This window comes from Geminicoccus harenae (genome assembly GCF_019800005.1).
Taxonomy (GTDB): domain Bacteria; phylum Pseudomonadota; class Alphaproteobacteria; order Geminicoccales; family Geminicoccaceae; genus Geminicoccus; species Geminicoccus harenae.
Map to the genome: position 1 here is coordinate 210,158 of NZ_JABGCL010000001.1, position 14,623 is coordinate 224,780.

Here is a 14,623-nt window from a genome sequence, read left to right on the forward strand (position 1 = left end):
CCGAATGCGTCGTCAGGTCCGGGGAAGGTGATGCAGGGGCGGTGCCGTACGCAAGCCGGCCGGCAGGGAGGCGGCCACTTGCCCCTTTACAGTCAGGGCCGGTTGGCTGCATCTAAGCGCCCTGCCAGCGGCAAGCCTCGCCGCCTGCATTGGATGGATCGATGATTTCTCGTCCGCAGGACCACGTCGCAATGCTGGGCTTCCCGCCCGCGGCGGCGCGTGTGCGGACGCTGCCGGGCCTGCTTCGACTTATCCGCCCCTGAGTGCGGCGCGTTTTTGCGCGCGTTCAGGGGATTTGTGATTCGTCGACCCATCATGCACGCTCATCAGGAAATCCTCCCATGATCCCGACCCAGGACGGCGACAGCATCATCATCTTCGACACGACGCTGCGTGACGGCGAGCAGGCGCCCGGCTGCTCGATGGACGTCAGCGAGAAGCTGCGCGTGGCCGAAGTGCTCGAGCACATGGGTGTCGACGTCATCGAGGCCGGCTTCGCGATCGCCAGCGAAGGCGACTTCCAGTGCGTCAACGAGGTGTCCAAGCTCGTCAGCGAGAGCGTGGTCTGCTCGCTGGCCCGCGCCAACGCCGCCGACATCGATCGCGCCGCCGAGGCGCTGGAGCCGGCCAAGCGCAAGCGCATCCACACCTTCATCGGCACCTCGCCGCTCCATCGCCAGTACCAGCTGAACCTGGACCAGGAGCAGGTCCACCAGCGGATCATCGACAGCGTGACCCGCGCGCGCCGCTACACCGACGATGTCGAGTGGAGTGCGATGGACGCGTCGCGCACCGAGAAGGACTATCTGTTCCGCTGCATCGAGACGGCGATCGCCTGCGGGGCCACCACGGTGAACATCCCGGACACGGTGGGCTACGCCTATCCCGAGGAGTTCGCGGAGCTGATCCGCGAGATCCGCTCCACGGTGCCGAACATCGACAAGGCGATCATCTCGGTCCACTGCCACAACGACCTGGGCCTGGCGGTCGCCAACAGCCTGCTCGCGGTGAAGGCCGGGGCCCGGCAGATCGAGTGCACCATCAACGGCATCGGCGAGCGCGCGGGCAACGCCGCGCTGGAAGAGCTGGTGATGGCGGTACGCACCCGGCCGGACGTGCTGCCGTACAAGACCCGGGTGATCTCCCAGGACATCATGAAGGCCTCGCGCCTGATCTCGGCGATCACCGGCTTCTCGGTGCAGCCGAACAAGGCGATCGTCGGCGCCAACGCGTTCGCGCACGAGAGCGGCATCCACCAGGATGGCATGCTCAAGAACGCGCAGACCTACGAGATCATGCGGCCGGAAGATGTCGGCCTGCACCGCTCCAGCCTGGTCATGGGCAAGCATTCTGGCCGCCATGCCTTCAAGAAGAAGCTGGAGGAGCTGGGTTACCAGCTGGGTGACAATGCGCTGAACGAGGCGTTCGTCCGCTTCAAGGCGCTCGCCGACAAGAAGAAGGACATCTACGACGAGGACCTGGTGGCGCTCGTCGACGACGAGATCCAGACCGGTGAGCAGGCGATCAAGTTCAACCGGCTGCGCGTCATGTGCGGCTCGGACATCAAGCCGGAAGCCTCGATCGACATGGAGGTCGACGGCAAGCCGCTGACCTCGGTCTCGCTCGGTGACGGCCCGGTGGACGCCACCTTCAAGGCGATCGAGCGGCTGGTGCCGCACAGTGCCAAGCTCCAGGTCTTCCAGATCAACGCCGTGACCGAGGGCACCGATGCCCAGGCGGTGGTGTCGGTGAAGCTCGAGGAGGACGGCAAGTCGGTGAACGGCCAGGCCTCCGACGTCGACATCATCGTGGCCTCGGCGCGCGCCTACATCTCCGCGCTGAACAAGCTGATCACCAAGCGGCGTAAGACCGCGCCGGCGGCTCTCTCAGCCTAAACCGCAGGCACGTCTGGGCAATTTTCAGGCAGTCTGCCCAGACATCGGGCATTTTTTCGGCCGGGCCGCAGCGTAGTGCGGCCTGGTCCCGTTTTTGCTGAAGGTTTGCGTCAAGAGGCCTCAACGGACGGACGGCGATGGCGACGACCTACACCAAGGAACAGAATACCCTCTTTCCCATCGTGCTGGCGTTGGTCGGTGCCGCGGCGACCGGGGTGCTGTGGGCCTATGCCAACCCGATCCAGCTCGTCCCGGGCGTGATCCAGTGGCGGATCTTCGCTTTCCTGCCCTGCCTGGTCGGCATCCTGCTGGGGCCCAGGAGCGGCTTCATCTGCGGCTATCTCGGCACGGTGATCTGGTCGCTGCTGGCCGGCACCTTCATCCCGGCCCATTCGCTGATCATCGACGGCATCGCGGTGGGCCTGACCGGCTTCATCCCCGGCATGCTGTTCGACCCGGCCCGGACCAGCATGGGCCGCGGCGCCCTGGTCAGGATCGCCCTGGTCTGCCTCCTGGTCGGGCTCGGCATGGTCGTGGTGGTCTCGGCCAGCCTGGCCTATCTCGGCATCTTCCCGTTCCTGTGGGCGCTGACCTATCTGGGCCTGTCCGACGTGGTGCCGATGGTGATCGGCACGCCGCTTTTGGTGATCCCCGCGCTCAAGATCCTCAAGAGCGCCCATCCGGGCGGCTTCACCCGCTTCTGAGCCCCATCTTCCCGACCATCTTCGACCTGGATCCAGCTTGCTTGCGATCGAAGACCTCGTCGTGGCCTATCAGGGCCAGGACGTCCTCCATGGCATATCCCTCCAGGTCGAGCCGGGCTGCGGTGCCCTGGTCTGCGGGGCAGGGGCCAGCGGCAAGTCGACCCTGCTCGCCACTGCCTGCGGTGTGGTCCCGCGCCTGGTCAACGCCGAGCGGGTGACCGGCCGGCTGCAACTGGGTGAGCGCGACTTCGCCGAGATCAAGCGGGCCGAGCTGTTCTCGCGGGTCGGGATCGTGTTCCAGAACCTGGACGACCAGCTCTTCGACCTGGAGGTCGAGGACGTGGTCGCAGCACCGCTGGAGAACCGGGGCGTGCCGCGCGCCGAGATCCGGGCACGGCTGGCGGAACTGTTCGAGGAACTGGCGATCCAGGACCTCGGCGGGCGGCGCGTCCTGACCCTGTCCGGCGGCGAGCGGCGCATGGCCGTGCTCGCCGGCGCGCTGGCCGCCCGGCCGGAGCTCCTGGTGCTGGACGAGCCCACCACCGGCCTCGACCCGGCGGCCCGGCTCCGCCTGGAGCGCAGCCTCTCGGCCGTGCGCGACCGCATCCCGCTGATCCTGGCGGCCGACCAGGACGCGGCGTCACTGGCGGGCGCCATGGGGCGCATCCACCTGCTGCAGGCCGGGCAGCTCGCCGGGAGCTGGCCGACCGCGGAGGCACTGGCGCTGCGGACACCCTGGCTTGAGGCCGGCCTGCTGCCGCCCCGCCGGCAGGAGCGGCCGGTGCGGGCCGGTGCGGCGGCGGGCGGACGGGTCCTGCTGGCGGTGGAGGGGCTGCGTACCAGGCTGACCCGGCCGAACGGCGAGCCGGTCCTGCACGACGTCACCCTGGAGCTGCGCGCCGGCGAGGTGACGGGCCTGGTCGGGCGCAACGGTGCCGGCAAGTCGACCCTAATCCAGACGGTGCTGGGTCTGGCACCGCTCGCTGCGGGAAGGATCGTGATCGAGGGCGAGCCTGCCGAGCGCTGGACCGCCGCCCGCCGGGCGCGCCGGGTCGGCTACCTGCCGCAGAACATGCGCCGGATGCTGTTCAATCTCTCCGTGCTGGACGAGATCGCCTTCTCGGTGGGCGGCTCGACCGCGACCATCGGCGATCCTGAGATACGCGCCAGGGCCGCCAGGGCACTGGCGCCGTTCGGCCTGGCCGACAAGGCGGAGGCCAGCCCGTTCGCCCTGTCGGCACGCGAGCAGGCCCTGCTGGGCCTGGCCTGCCTGGACGCGGCCGGCTGCGCCGTGGCAATCCTGGACGAGCCCTTGCTGGCCCGCGACCGGCAGGGCCGCGCCATGCTCGACCTGTTCCTGCGCCGCTCGCACGAGGCCGGCCGGGCCGTGCTGCTGATCTCGCATGATCTGGAGCTGATCGACGATCTCTGCCCGCGCCTCCTGATCCTGGCCGACGGCAGGATCGCGGCGGACGGGCCGACCGAGGGGGGCTGGGCATCGCCAGCCTTCCAGGCCCTGGGCTGGCCGGCACCCGAAGCGCCCTGGAGGATCGCATCGTGAAGCGGCTCTACGAGGTCAATTTCCTGGTGAAGCTCGTGGCCGCCTTCCTCGTGATGGCCGCCGCCTGGCTGGTGGCCAGCCCCTGGCCGGCCGTCCTGATCGCGGCCCTGGTCGTCTTGCTGCTCTGCGTCACGCGGGTGCCGGGGCTGGGCGGCTATTTGAAGGGTGCCGCCATCCTGGTCGCCATGGTGCTGGTGACCTGGTCGATCAATCTGGGCCTGCAGGGCCAGCCGCTGGCCGAGGCACTGCCCACGGCGGTGCGGATGGCGGCACGGCTGGTCGCCACCACCGCAGCCTTCTTCTTCGTGATGGAGACGAGCACGCCCGGCTCGATCCTGGCGGCGGCCAGTGCTGCGCGCTTCCCGCCCATGGCCACGCTGGTGCTGTCCCTGGTGTTCGGGATCATCCCGATGCTGCGCGAGGAGTTCCTGCGCATTGCCGATGCCCAGCGTGCCCGCGGCATGGAGATCGACGGGGTGCCCTTCCACACCCGGCTGCGCTATGCCCTGGCCCGCGGCATCCCGCTCCTGGTCCAGTCCATCCGCATGGCGCAGGCGATCTCCACTGCGCTCGCGGTGAACGGGTTCGATGCCGCCACCAAGCGCACGACCTGGCGCCAGGTCGGCCTGCTGGTGGAACCCCGCCTGCCGCTCAACGAGGTCCGCAAACCATGACGCCATCCCCTGTCACGACGCAGCACTGGACCGTGGACGTGGCCGGCCGCCCGGTCGAGCTGCCGATCGTGGCGATCAAGCCGGACTTCGCGATCTCCCTGATGATGGTGATCGACCTGGGCGTGAGCTTTCTGGATCATGCCGGCAAGGCCCTGGCCGAGCGGCTGAAGCCCCTGCGCCCGGACGTGATCGTGGGGCCTGCCACGCTCGGCATCCCGGTCGCCATCGAGGTGAGCCGGGCACTCGGCCTCGACCAGTATGTCGTCCTGCAGAAGTCGCCGAAGATCCATCTGGCGGACGCGCTGGTGGAGCCGATCACCTCGATCACCTCCAAGGGCGAGCAGCGCCTGCTGCTCGATCGGCGCGCCGTGCCGCTGCTGGCCGGCAAGCGGGCGGTGGTGGTCGACGACGTGGTGGCGAGCGGCTCCAGCCTGAAGGGTGCGATCGCGCTGGCGCGTGCCGCGGGTGCGGAGGTGGTGGGGGCCGGCGTGGTGCTGACCGAGGCCCATGAGTGGCGCGCCGTGCTGGGCGCGGACGCCGCCCTGGTGACCGGGCTGGGCCACATCCCGCAATTCGCGCCGGACGCGAACGGACGCTTCGCGCCGATCGCCGGGACCTGACCGGCCCGCCGATCGGGCACCGCACGAGAAACCGCCGAGGCTCCGCCACGGGTAAACTCGCCGCGCACGACGCGCGATAGAACCGTGACGATTTTTCTGGCAGAGATGGTTCGCCGGCAGGTTGTATCGCCTGTCGCGGGCTTGCCTGACGGACCTCGGCCCCATGTTCCTGTCCAGACTGTTCGGGATCTTCTCCACCGACCTCGCCATCGATCTCGGCACGGCCAACACGCTCGTCTACATGAAGGGCCGGGGCATCGTCCTGAACGAGCCGTCCGTGGTGGCCCTTTCCACGGTGAAGGGCCGCAAGCAGGTGGTGGCGGTCGGCAACGACGCCAAGCAGATGCTCGGCCGCACGCCCGGCAACATCGAGGCGATCCGCCCCCTGCGCGACGGGGTGATCGCCGACTTCGAGGTGGCCGAGGAGATGATCAAGCATTTCATCCGCAAGGCGCATCGCCGCCGGGCGTTCGCCGCACCCTCGATCATCATCTGCGTGCCGTCCGGCTCCACCGCGGTCGAGCGGCGCGCCATCCAGGAAAGTGCCGAGGGGGCGGGAGCGCGCCGGGTCCAGCTCATCGAGGAGCCGATGGCAGCAGCGATCGGCGCCGGCCTGCCGGTGACCGAGCCCAGCGGCTCGATGGTGGTCGATATCGGCGGCGGCACCACCGAGGTCGCGATCATGTCGCTGGGCGGCATCGTCTATTCCCGCTCGGTCAGGGTCGGTGGCAACAAGATGGACGAGGCGATCATCAACTATGTTCGCCGCCACCACAGCCTGCTGATCGGCGACACCACCGCGGAGAACATCAAGAAGTCGATCGGCTCGGCCTGCCTGCCCGAGGAGGGCGACGGCAAGGTGATGGAGGTGCGCGGGCGCGACCTCTTGAACGGCGTGCCCAAGGAGATCGTGATCAGCCAGAAGCAGATCGCCGAGGCGCTGGCCGAGCCGGTGATCCAGATCATCGAGGCGGTGAAGACGGCCCTGGAGCACACCGCCCCGGAACTGTCCGCCGACATCGTCGACCGGGGCATCGTGCTCACCGGGGGCGGCTCGCTGCTGGGCAATCTCGACTTCGTGCTGCGCTACACGACCGGCCTGCCGGTCAGCCGGGCGGAGGACCCGCTGAGCTGCGTGGTGGCCGGCACCGGCCGCTGCCTGGAGGACCGGTCGCTGCGCCATGTGTTGCACGCCGCCTACTGAGGCAACAACTCCTTCACCAAATCATGTCAATATCATGGACGTTTCTTCATTCATTCCTTAAACCGGTCCTGCCACTCCCGGTTATCGGGAAAGACTGGAGGTCCCGCTTGAACGCCATTGCTGCCGCATCGCCGCCTTCGGCCCAGCAGCCGGCCTGAGCCCGATGGCCCGCCGCCTGCCGCGACTGTCGGTGCCGTTCAAGCTGGTCGTCGACCGCATGACCGTGGGCGCCCTGGTCGCCGCTTCCCTGATGCTGCTGGTGATCGGCAAGGCCGACCTGAAGCTGATCGACGCGCTCGCCACCAGTGCCGGTGACCTCGCCAGCCCAGCCCTGCGCCTGGTCAGCGCCCCGGTCGAGGCGGTGCGCGACGTCGCCCGCACGGTCGGCCAGACCATGGCGCTGGCCGAGGAGAACGCCCGCCTGCGCGGCCAGGTCGACCAGTTGCTCGGCTGGCAGGCGGAGGCGACCAGGCTGGCGGTGGAGAACCGCGAGCTGCGGATCGCGGCCGCCATGCCGGTCGAGGCGCCGGCCATGCGGGTCGCCACCGCGGCGATCGTGGGCGACAGTGCCGGCAGCTTCGTCCAGACCCGGCTGATCGACGCCGGCAGCGGGCACGGCGTGGCGGTGGGCCATGCGGTGGTCGACGAGGCGGGCCTGGTCGGCCGGGTGGTGGCGGTGGGCCGGCGGAGTGCCCGGGTCCTGCTGATCACCGATCCCGCCGCCAAGATCCCGGTGATGGTCGAGGGCAGCGGCGACCGCGCCCTGATGGAGGGCGACGGCGGTCGCCGGCTGCGCCTGCGCTTCCTGCCGCGCGACCCGCGCTTCCAGCTCGGCGACCGGGTGGTCACCTCAGGGGAGGGCGGGCTGATCCCGCCGGGCATCGCGGTGGGCGTGATCAGCCGGGTCGGTGCCGCCGGAGTCGAGGTCGCGGCCTATGTCGACTGGGGCCGGCTCGACTATGTCCAGGTGCTGCGCGCCGAGCCGGTGGAAGCACCGGAGGCGGACGGGGCGGACTTGGCCGTCATGGACGCATCTTCCGTGGCGGGCAGCGTGGAGACGATCGCCGCGACCGGGACGGTGCTGCCGTGACCGGGCTCATCACCCACAAGGCCGAGCTGCGGCTGCGCCAGCTCCTGCCGATCCTCACCGTGGCCGTGGCGCTGCTGCTCGACCTGGCGCCGCTGCCCGATGCCGGCCCGCAGGCCCAGGCGCCGAGGCTGACCTTCGCCGTCGTGTTCTTCTGGGCGCTGCACCGGCCGGAACTGCTGCCGCCACTGGCCCTGTTCCTGCTGGGCCTGGCGGGCGACCTGGTCGCCGGCAGCCTGATCGGGCTGGGCCCGGCCATGCTCCTGCTGCTGCGCGAGGCGGTGGCCCGGCAGCAGCGCCTCCTGCTGGCGGCCTCGCCGCTCGGGCGCTGGGTCGGCTTTGCCGGCTACGTGGCGGTGTTGATGGTGGCGGCCTGGCTCGTCACCTCCGCCCATGCCCTGCGCTGGCAGGCGATCGACCCCCTGGCCGTGCAGGCGCTGCTCACCGTGCTGGCCTGGCCGGTGGTCGCGGTCCTGCTGATCCAGGTCCATGCGCGGCTGCCGCGAGCGCGCCATGCAGCAGGAGGCTGAGCGCCTCCGCTGGTTCAAGCGCCGCTCCCTCCTGCTGGGGGCGGGGACCTGCGGGCTGTTCGGCACGCTGGTCGGCCGGCTCTGGTACCTGCAGATGGCAGAAGGCCAGCGCTACCAGCTCCTGTCGGAATCCAACCGGGTCAGCGAGCGGCTGATCCTCCCGTCGCGCGGCCGGATCCTGGACCGCGGCGGCCGCCCGCTCGCGGACAATGCCGCCACCTACCGGGTCCGGGTGGTGCGCGAGCTGACCCCCGACCTGCCGGGCACGCTGGAGCGCCTGGGCGGGCTGCTGGGCCTCTCACGAGAGCGGATCGCCGAGATCCTGGCCCAGGCGCAGGCCCGGCCGCGCTTCGTGCCGGTGGGCGTGCGCGAGGACCTGTCCTGGGAGGAGGTGGCGCGGATCGCGGTACGCGCACCCGAACTGCCCGGCATCATCCTGGATGCGGGCACCGTCCGCCACTACCCCGAGGCCGCCACGCTGGCCCATGTGCTGGGCTATGTCGGCCCGGTGAGCGAGCCGGAGCTGAAGGGCGAGAGCGACCCGCTCCTGCAGATGCCGGAGTTCCGGATCGGCAAGCAGGGGGTCGAGCGGGCCTATGACCCGCTCCTGCGTGGCAGGGCCGGCCTGTCCCGGGTGGAGGTCAACGCGGTCGGCCGCGAGATGCGCGAGATCGACCGCAGCGAGGGCACGCCCGGCCAGGACCTGACCCTCTCGCTCGACCTCGACCTGCAGCGCTTCGCAATGAGCCGCCTGTCCGCCGAGACCGGTGCCGCGGCGGCCCTGCTGGATGTGCGCGATGGGGGCGTCCTGGCGCTGGCCTCGGTGCCGAGCTTCGACCCGAGCCTGTTCCAGAACGGCATCTCGCAGCGCAACTGGGCGAGCCTGCGCGACGACAAGCTCGCCCCGATGGTCAACAAGGCGTTCAAGGGCGAGTACCCGCCGGGCTCGACCTTCAAGATGATGACCGCGATCGCCGGGCTGGAGACCGGGGTGATCAAGCCGGACACCAGGATCCGCTGTACCGGCTCGATCTGGATGGGCAGCATCGAGTTCCATTGCTGGAAGAAGGGCGGCCATGGCGCGGTCGACCTCGCCCAGTCCCTGGAGCGCTCCTGCGACTGCTATCATTACGAGGTGGCGCGCCGGCTCGGCATCGACCGCCTGGCCGAGTACGCCCGGCGCTTCGGCTTAGGGGAGCGCACCGGGATCGACCTGCCGGGCGAGCGCCCGGGCGTCGTGCCCACCGTCGCCTGGAAGCGCGCCACGCTGGACCAGCCCTGGCATCGCGGCGAGACCCTGATCTCCGGGATCGGCCAGGGCTATGTGCTGGCGACGCCCTTGCAGCTCGCGGTGATGACAGCACGGCTGTGCAATGGCGGCCTGAAGATCGCACCCTGGCTGGTGCGGGGCGGCGAGCGCCAGCTCGCCTGCTGCACCGCGCTGGAGCCGGTGGGCGTGGCCAAAGAGCATCTGGACGTGGTGCTGGACGGCATGTTCCGGGTGGTGAACAGCCCGTCCGGCACCGCCCGCTCGGCCGCCTTGCATACGCCGGGCGTGCTGATGGCCGGCAAGACCGGCACCTCCCAGGTCCGGCGGATCACCAAGGCCGACCGCCTGTCCGGCGCCTACAAGCGCAAGGACATCCCCTGGGAGCATCGCGACCATGCGCTGTTCGTGGGCTTCGCGCCCCATGAGCAGCCGCGCTACGCGGTGGCGGTGGTGGTCGAGCATGGCGGCGGCGGCTCGGCCGTGGCTGCACCGATCGCCCGCGACCTGCTGGACCGGGCCCTGCAGCTCGACGCGACCGTGGCCGCCTCGCCGCGTGCCGACGAGCCGGCCTGAGGAGGGCTGCCGCATGGAACTCCACCTCAAGGCGCCTACCCTCTCGCTGGCCGACAAGCTCTGGTCGATCAACTGGCTGCTGGTGGCCCTGCTCTGCCTGATCGGTGCCGTCGGCTATGCCGTGCTCTACTCGGCGGCCGGCGGCTCGCCCGAGCCCTGGGCGTTCCGCCATGCCGTGCGCCTGGCGGCCGGGCTCTGCCTCATGCTGCTGCTGGCGCTCGTCGACGTGCGGGTCTGGTTCAAGATCGCCTATCCGTTGTTCGCGTTCGGCGTGGCGCTGCTGGTCGCGGTGGACGTGATGGGCTTTGCCGCCAAGGGGGCGCAGCGCTGGATCGACCTGGGGCCGGTCCAGCTCCAGCCGTCGGAGATCATGAAGATCGCGCTGATCCTGGTGCTGGCGCGCTGGTTCCATCCAGCCTGGCTGGACGACGTGCGCCGGCCCCTGTTCCTGGTCGTGCCGCTGCTGATGGTGGCGGTCCCGGTGGCGCTGGTGATGGTGCAGCCCGACCTCGGCACCGCGATCACCCTGATCACGCTGGGCGGCACGCTGTTCTTCGCCACCGGGGTGCGCTGGTGGAAGTTCGCGCTGGTGATAGCATTGGTGCTGGCGGTGCTGCCGGTCGGCTGGGAGATGATGCACGACTACCAGCGCCAGCGCGTGCTCACCTTTCTCGACCCCGAGAACGACCCGCTGGGGGCCGGCTACCACATCATCCAGTCCAAGATCGCCCTGGGCTCGGGCGGCTTCTGGGGCAAGGGCTACCTCCATGGCTCGCAGGCCCAGCTCAACTACCTGCCCGAGAAGCACACCGACTTCGCCTTCACCACGCTCGCCGAGGAGACCGGCTTCGTCGGCGCCACCGCGACGCTCGCCTTGTTCCTGGGCGTGGTGCTGATGGGCATCCATGCCGCCACGCGCGCGCGCAGCCAGTTCGCCCGGCTGGTGATCATCGGGCTCAGCATGAACTTCGCGGTCTATGCCGTGATCAACACCGCCATGGTGATGGGCCTGATCCCGGTGGTGGGCATCCCCTTGCCGATGATCAGCTATGGCGGGACGGTGATGCTCACCGTGCTGATCGGCTTCGGCATCCTCCTCTCCGCCGACGTCCATCGCGACATGCCGATCCTGCGCTATCCCCGTCGCTGACGATCCGGCCGGGGCGCATCTCCGGAACCTCGCTGTCCATCGGCCGATTGGGACAGGATCCAAGGATGGCGATGCTCATGGCCGACGACGAAACCAATCTGGAGCAGGCGCGGCGGCATGTGCGCGAGGCGACCGCGCGCTTGACCGAACAGCGGGCGCGGGTCGCCGAGCTGGAGAGGGACGGCCACGAGGCCACCCCGTCCCGCGAGCTGCTCGCGACCATGGAGGAGTCGTTCCGCCTGATGCAGGAACATCTCGAGGTCGAGGAGCAGGAGGCACGGCAGGCAGAAGCCCTCCCTCCCGGCGCCTGATGCCTGCAACCGGCCGGCCGACTGTGCGGCAGGCGTGGCTCAGGGAGTGAACGAACCGGCCCCGCTGCCGCCGAAACCATCGAAGCCGCCGCTGGCACTCCCGGCCGTCGGGCCGCCGACGCCGGCACCGCCCACGCCACCCGCCGTTGCGCCGCCGACCCCGGCACTGCCTTCCTCGGCTGCGTTGACCTCGCGCTGCTCGTCCGGGTCCAGCGAGCTCACCGGCCGGTCGGCGCAACCCGCCAGGGCCAGGAGCACGAGTGCTGCGGCCGCTCCTGCCCGTCCCGTCGTCCCCATGCCGGTTCTCCACCCAGTTCAGTGTGGCAATAATGGCTGTGGCCCGGTCGTGGTTCCGGGCAGCGGCAAAAGACCGTTCTCAAACGCATCGGGAACGCCTATGCCCTCCTTGTCCAAGGGGGGTCCCGGCGAGGGGCTGAGAGGTCATTGGCGCGGCGGCCGGCCGTGCAGCATGACGACCCTTCGAACCTGATCCAGTTCACACTGGCGAAGGGATGGGAGCGGCATGGCCATATCGACAGTTTCCTCACGTCCCGATCCGCTGCGCGCCGCAGCGCCGGTGCCGGGACCCGAGCTGGCCCTGACCGTGCCGAGCCTGCGCTTCGACGGGCAGCCTCTCTTCCAGGATCTCCACCTCACCCTGCCGGCCGGGCGCTGGACCTGCCTGCTCGGGCCGTCCGGCGTGGGCAAGACCACGCTTCTGCGCCTGATCGCCGGGCTGGAGCCGGGCGGCCAGCTACGCGTGGACGGTCGGGCAGGGCCGGCCGCGGTGGCGTTCATGGCCCAGCAGGACCTGCTGCTGCCCTGGCTCAGCGTGCGCGACAACGTCCTGCTGGGCCACCGCCTGCGCGGCATGCCGCGCGGGGAGCGTTCAGCACTGGCGGAGCAGGCGGAGGAGCTCCTGGCGCGGGTGGGGCTGGCCGGCTACGCGCAGGCCCGGCCGGCCACCCTGTCCGGCGGGATGCGCCAGCGGGTGGCGCTGGCGCGCACCCTGATGGAGCAGCGGCCGATCGTCCTGATGGACGAGCCGTTCTCGGCCCTCGACGCCGTGACCCGCCACCGGCTGCAGGACCTGGCGGCCGAGCTGCTGGCAGGGCGCACCGTGCTGCTGGTGACCCACCATCCCCTGGAAGCGCTGCGCCTGGGCCACCGGGTCTGGGTGCTGGCCGGGCGGCCGGTGCGGCTGGAGGGGCCGATCCGCCCGGACGGCCAGATCCCGCGTGATCCGGCGGCACCGGCACTGCTGCGGCTGCAGGCCCGGCTGATGGACGAGCTGCTGGCCTCGGCCGAAGCGACGGAGCCGGCATGAGGGCGCTGCGTCCGCTCGGCACGGTGGGGGGGCTGCTGCTGTTCTGGCAGCTCGCCGTGTGGCTCACCGGCGTGCCGCCCTACATCCTGCCGGGCCCGCTGGCGGTGGGCCAGGCGCTGGTAGGGCGCGCTTCCCTGCTCGCCGGCCATGCCGGGATCACGCTGACCGAGATCCTGCTGGGCTTCGCGCTCGGCAGCCTGGCCGGTGCGCTGGCCGCCCTCCTGCTGGTGGCATCGCGGCATGCCCGGCGCTGGCTGATGCCGGTCCTGGTGATGAGCCAGGCCCTGCCGGTGTTCGCCCTGGCCCCGCTGCTGGTGCTCTGGCTGGGCTTCGGGCTCGGATCGAAGATCGCGATGGCGGTGCTGATCATCTTCTTCCCGGTGACGCTCACCTTCTTCGACGGGCTGCGGCGCACCGAGACCGGCTGGCTGGAGCTGGCGCGGGTCATGGGGGCCGGGCCCAGTGCCATGCTCTGGCAGATCCGCCTGCCCGCCTCGCTGCCGGCGCTGGGCTCCGGCCTGCGTGTGGCCGCCGCGGTGGCGCCGATCGGTGCGGTGGTCGGCGAATGGGTCGGCTCGTCCGGCGGCCTCGGTTTTTTGATGCTGCACGCCAATGCCCGCATGCAGGTCGACCTGATGTTCGCGGCCCTGGCGATCCTGGCGGTCATGGCGGTCGGCCTGTGGTGGACGGTCGACCGGGTCATGGCGGCACTCGTCCGCTGGCAGCCCGACACCTACCAGAACCCTCGCTGAGACGAAGGAGGCCCCTCTTGCTGCGCATCCCGATCCTGGCCCTGGCCCTCCTGCTGGCAGCGCTGCCCGCGCAGGCGGCGGACAAGCTGACCGTGCTCCTGGACTGGTACGTCAACCCGGACCACGGGCCGCTGGTGATCGCGAAGGAACGGGGCTTCTTCGCAAGTGAGGACCTGGAGGTCGAGCTGGTGGCACCGGCCGACCCGAACGACCCGCCCAAGCTGGTGGCGGCCAGGCAGGCCGACATCGCCGTGTCCTACCAGCCCCAGCTCCACCTCCAGGTGGCGGCGGGCCTGCCGCTGGCCCGCTTCGGCACGCTGATCGACACGCCGCTCAACTCGCTGGTGGTGCTGGCCGACGGCCCGATCCGCTCGGTGGCGGACCTGAAGGGCAGGCGGGTCGGCTTTTCGGTGGCGGGCTTCGAGGACGCGGTGCTGGGCACCATGCTGACCAGGCACGGGCTCAGTGCTGCCGATGTCGAGCTGGTCAACGTCAACTTCTCGCTCTCGCCCTCTTTGATCAGCGGCCAGGTCGACGCGGTGATCGGCGCCTTCCGCAATGTCGAGATTCCGCAGATGGCGCTGCTGGGCCACGAGGGCCGCGGCTTCTATCCCGAGGAGGAGGGTGTCCCGCCCTATGACGAGCTGATCTACGTGGCGCACCGGGACGGACTGGGGCGGCCGGAACTCCTGCGCTTCCTGCGCGCCGTGGAGGCGGCGACCTACTGGATCCTGAACCATCCCGAGGAAGCCTGGGACGTTTATCGCGGCTCCGACCCGCTGCTGGACGACGAGCCGAACCGGGTGGCCTGGGAGGCGACCGTGCGACGCTTCGCCCACAGCCCGGCCGCCCTCGACCATGGCCGCTACCAGCACTTCGCCGCCTTCCTCCAGGAGCATGGCCTCCTGAGCGAGACGGTGCCGCTGGCCAGCTACGCCGTGGATCTGTCGGCCGGGCGCTGAGGC

Annotated in this window: 15 protein-coding genes and 1 riboswitch; of the genes, 14 read left to right on the forward strand and 1 reads right to left on the reverse strand. The window is 70.3% G+C overall.

Annotated features, from left to right (window positions below):
* Positions 1–341: 341 nt before the first annotated feature.
* From HLA95_RS00920 to HLA95_RS00970, 11 genes are all read left to right on the forward strand, one after another.
* On the forward strand, positions 342–1,895 hold the full coding sequence (locus tag HLA95_RS00920) for a 2-isopropylmalate synthase (protein ID WP_191061540.1): 1,554 nt from the start codon (positions 342–344) through the stop codon (positions 1,893–1,895).
* Positions 1,896–2,032: 137 nt separating this feature from the next.
* The gene (locus HLA95_RS00925; protein ID WP_191061539.1) at positions 2,033–2,599 is read left to right on the forward strand and encodes an aminotriazole resistance protein; all 567 of its coding nucleotides are present in this window, start codon (positions 2,033–2,035) and stop codon (positions 2,597–2,599) included.
* A 37-nt stretch (positions 2,600–2,636) separates the two neighbouring features.
* Positions 2,637–4,160 (forward strand): ABC transporter ATP-binding protein, encoded by a 1,524-nt coding sequence (locus HLA95_RS28880; protein WP_222182062.1) that lies wholly within the window; start codon positions 2,637–2,639, stop codon positions 4,158–4,160.
* A complete protein-coding gene (locus tag HLA95_RS00935; protein WP_191062227.1) occupies positions 4,157–4,834 on the forward strand; it encodes an energy-coupling factor transporter transmembrane component T family protein in 678 nt (225 codons plus the stop codon). The genes HLA95_RS28880 and HLA95_RS00935 overlap by 4 nt, the downstream gene beginning before the upstream one ends.
* The gene (locus HLA95_RS00940) at positions 4,831–5,454 is read left to right on the forward strand and encodes a phosphoribosyltransferase family protein (RefSeq protein ID WP_191062228.1); all 624 of its coding nucleotides are present in this window, start codon (positions 4,831–4,833) and stop codon (positions 5,452–5,454) included. The genes HLA95_RS00935 and HLA95_RS00940 overlap by 4 nt, the downstream gene beginning before the upstream one ends.
* A 163-nt stretch (positions 5,455–5,617) precedes the next feature.
* The gene (locus tag HLA95_RS00945) at positions 5,618–6,658 is read left to right on the forward strand and encodes a rod shape-determining protein (RefSeq protein ID WP_159718023.1); all 1,041 of its coding nucleotides are present in this window, start codon (positions 5,618–5,620) and stop codon (positions 6,656–6,658) included.
* 163 nt (positions 6,659–6,821) lie between these two features.
* On the forward strand, positions 6,822–7,748 hold the full coding sequence (mreC, locus tag HLA95_RS00950) for a rod shape-determining protein MreC (RefSeq protein ID WP_222182064.1): 927 nt from the start codon (positions 6,822–6,824) through the stop codon (positions 7,746–7,748).
* Complete coding sequence (gene mreD / locus HLA95_RS00955) at positions 7,745–8,275, forward strand: rod shape-determining protein MreD (RefSeq protein ID WP_222182066.1); 531 nt, start codon at positions 7,745–7,747, stop codon at positions 8,273–8,275. Before mreC ends, mreD begins: the two co-directional genes overlap by 4 nt.
* On the forward strand, positions 8,259–10,118 hold the full coding sequence (mrdA, locus tag HLA95_RS00960) for a penicillin-binding protein 2 (protein ID WP_222182068.1): 1,860 nt from the start codon (positions 8,259–8,261) through the stop codon (positions 10,116–10,118). The genes mreD and mrdA overlap by 17 nt, the downstream gene beginning before the upstream one ends.
* Before the next feature lie 13 nt (positions 10,119–10,131).
* The gene (gene rodA, locus HLA95_RS00965; RefSeq protein ID WP_191062310.1) at positions 10,132–11,268 is read left to right on the forward strand and encodes a rod shape-determining protein RodA; all 1,137 of its coding nucleotides are present in this window, start codon (positions 10,132–10,134) and stop codon (positions 11,266–11,268) included.
* A 65-nt stretch (positions 11,269–11,333) separates the two neighbouring features.
* On the forward strand, positions 11,334–11,579 hold the full coding sequence (locus HLA95_RS00970; protein ID WP_191062311.1) for a hypothetical protein: 246 nt from the start codon (positions 11,334–11,336) through the stop codon (positions 11,577–11,579).
* 39 nt (positions 11,580–11,618) lie between these two features.
* Here HLA95_RS00970 and HLA95_RS00975 read toward each other — a convergent pair whose 3' ends face one another.
* On the reverse strand, positions 11,619–11,876 hold the full coding sequence (locus tag HLA95_RS00975) for a hypothetical protein (protein ID WP_222182070.1): 258 nt from the start codon (positions 11,874–11,876) through the stop codon (positions 11,619–11,621).
* 106 nt (positions 11,877–11,982) lie between these two features.
* Positions 11,983–12,109, forward strand: a riboswitch (TPP riboswitch).
* On the opposite strand from HLA95_RS00975, the gene HLA95_RS00980 reads away from it, so the two are divergent.
* The 3 genes from HLA95_RS00980 to HLA95_RS00985 all read left to right on the forward strand — a co-directional run bounded on the left by HLA95_RS00980 (position 12,103) and on the right by HLA95_RS00985 (position 14,620).
* Positions 12,103–12,906, forward strand: coding sequence for an ABC transporter ATP-binding protein (locus tag HLA95_RS00980; protein ID WP_222182072.1), 804 nt, complete (start codon positions 12,103–12,105; stop codon positions 12,904–12,906). (Overlaps the previous riboswitch by 7 nt.)
* Entirely contained in the window at positions 12,903–13,658 is a 756-nt protein-coding gene (locus HLA95_RS27945; protein WP_191061991.1) for an ABC transporter permease, read from the forward strand. Before HLA95_RS00980 ends, HLA95_RS27945 begins: the two co-directional genes overlap by 4 nt.
* A 17-nt stretch (positions 13,659–13,675) precedes the next feature.
* Positions 13,676–14,620 carry an ABC transporter substrate-binding protein gene (locus HLA95_RS00985; protein WP_191061990.1) on the forward strand — a complete coding sequence of 315 codons (945 nt, stop codon included), beginning with the start codon at positions 13,676–13,678 and terminating at the stop codon, positions 14,618–14,620.
* Positions 14,621–14,623 lie beyond the last annotated feature (3 nt).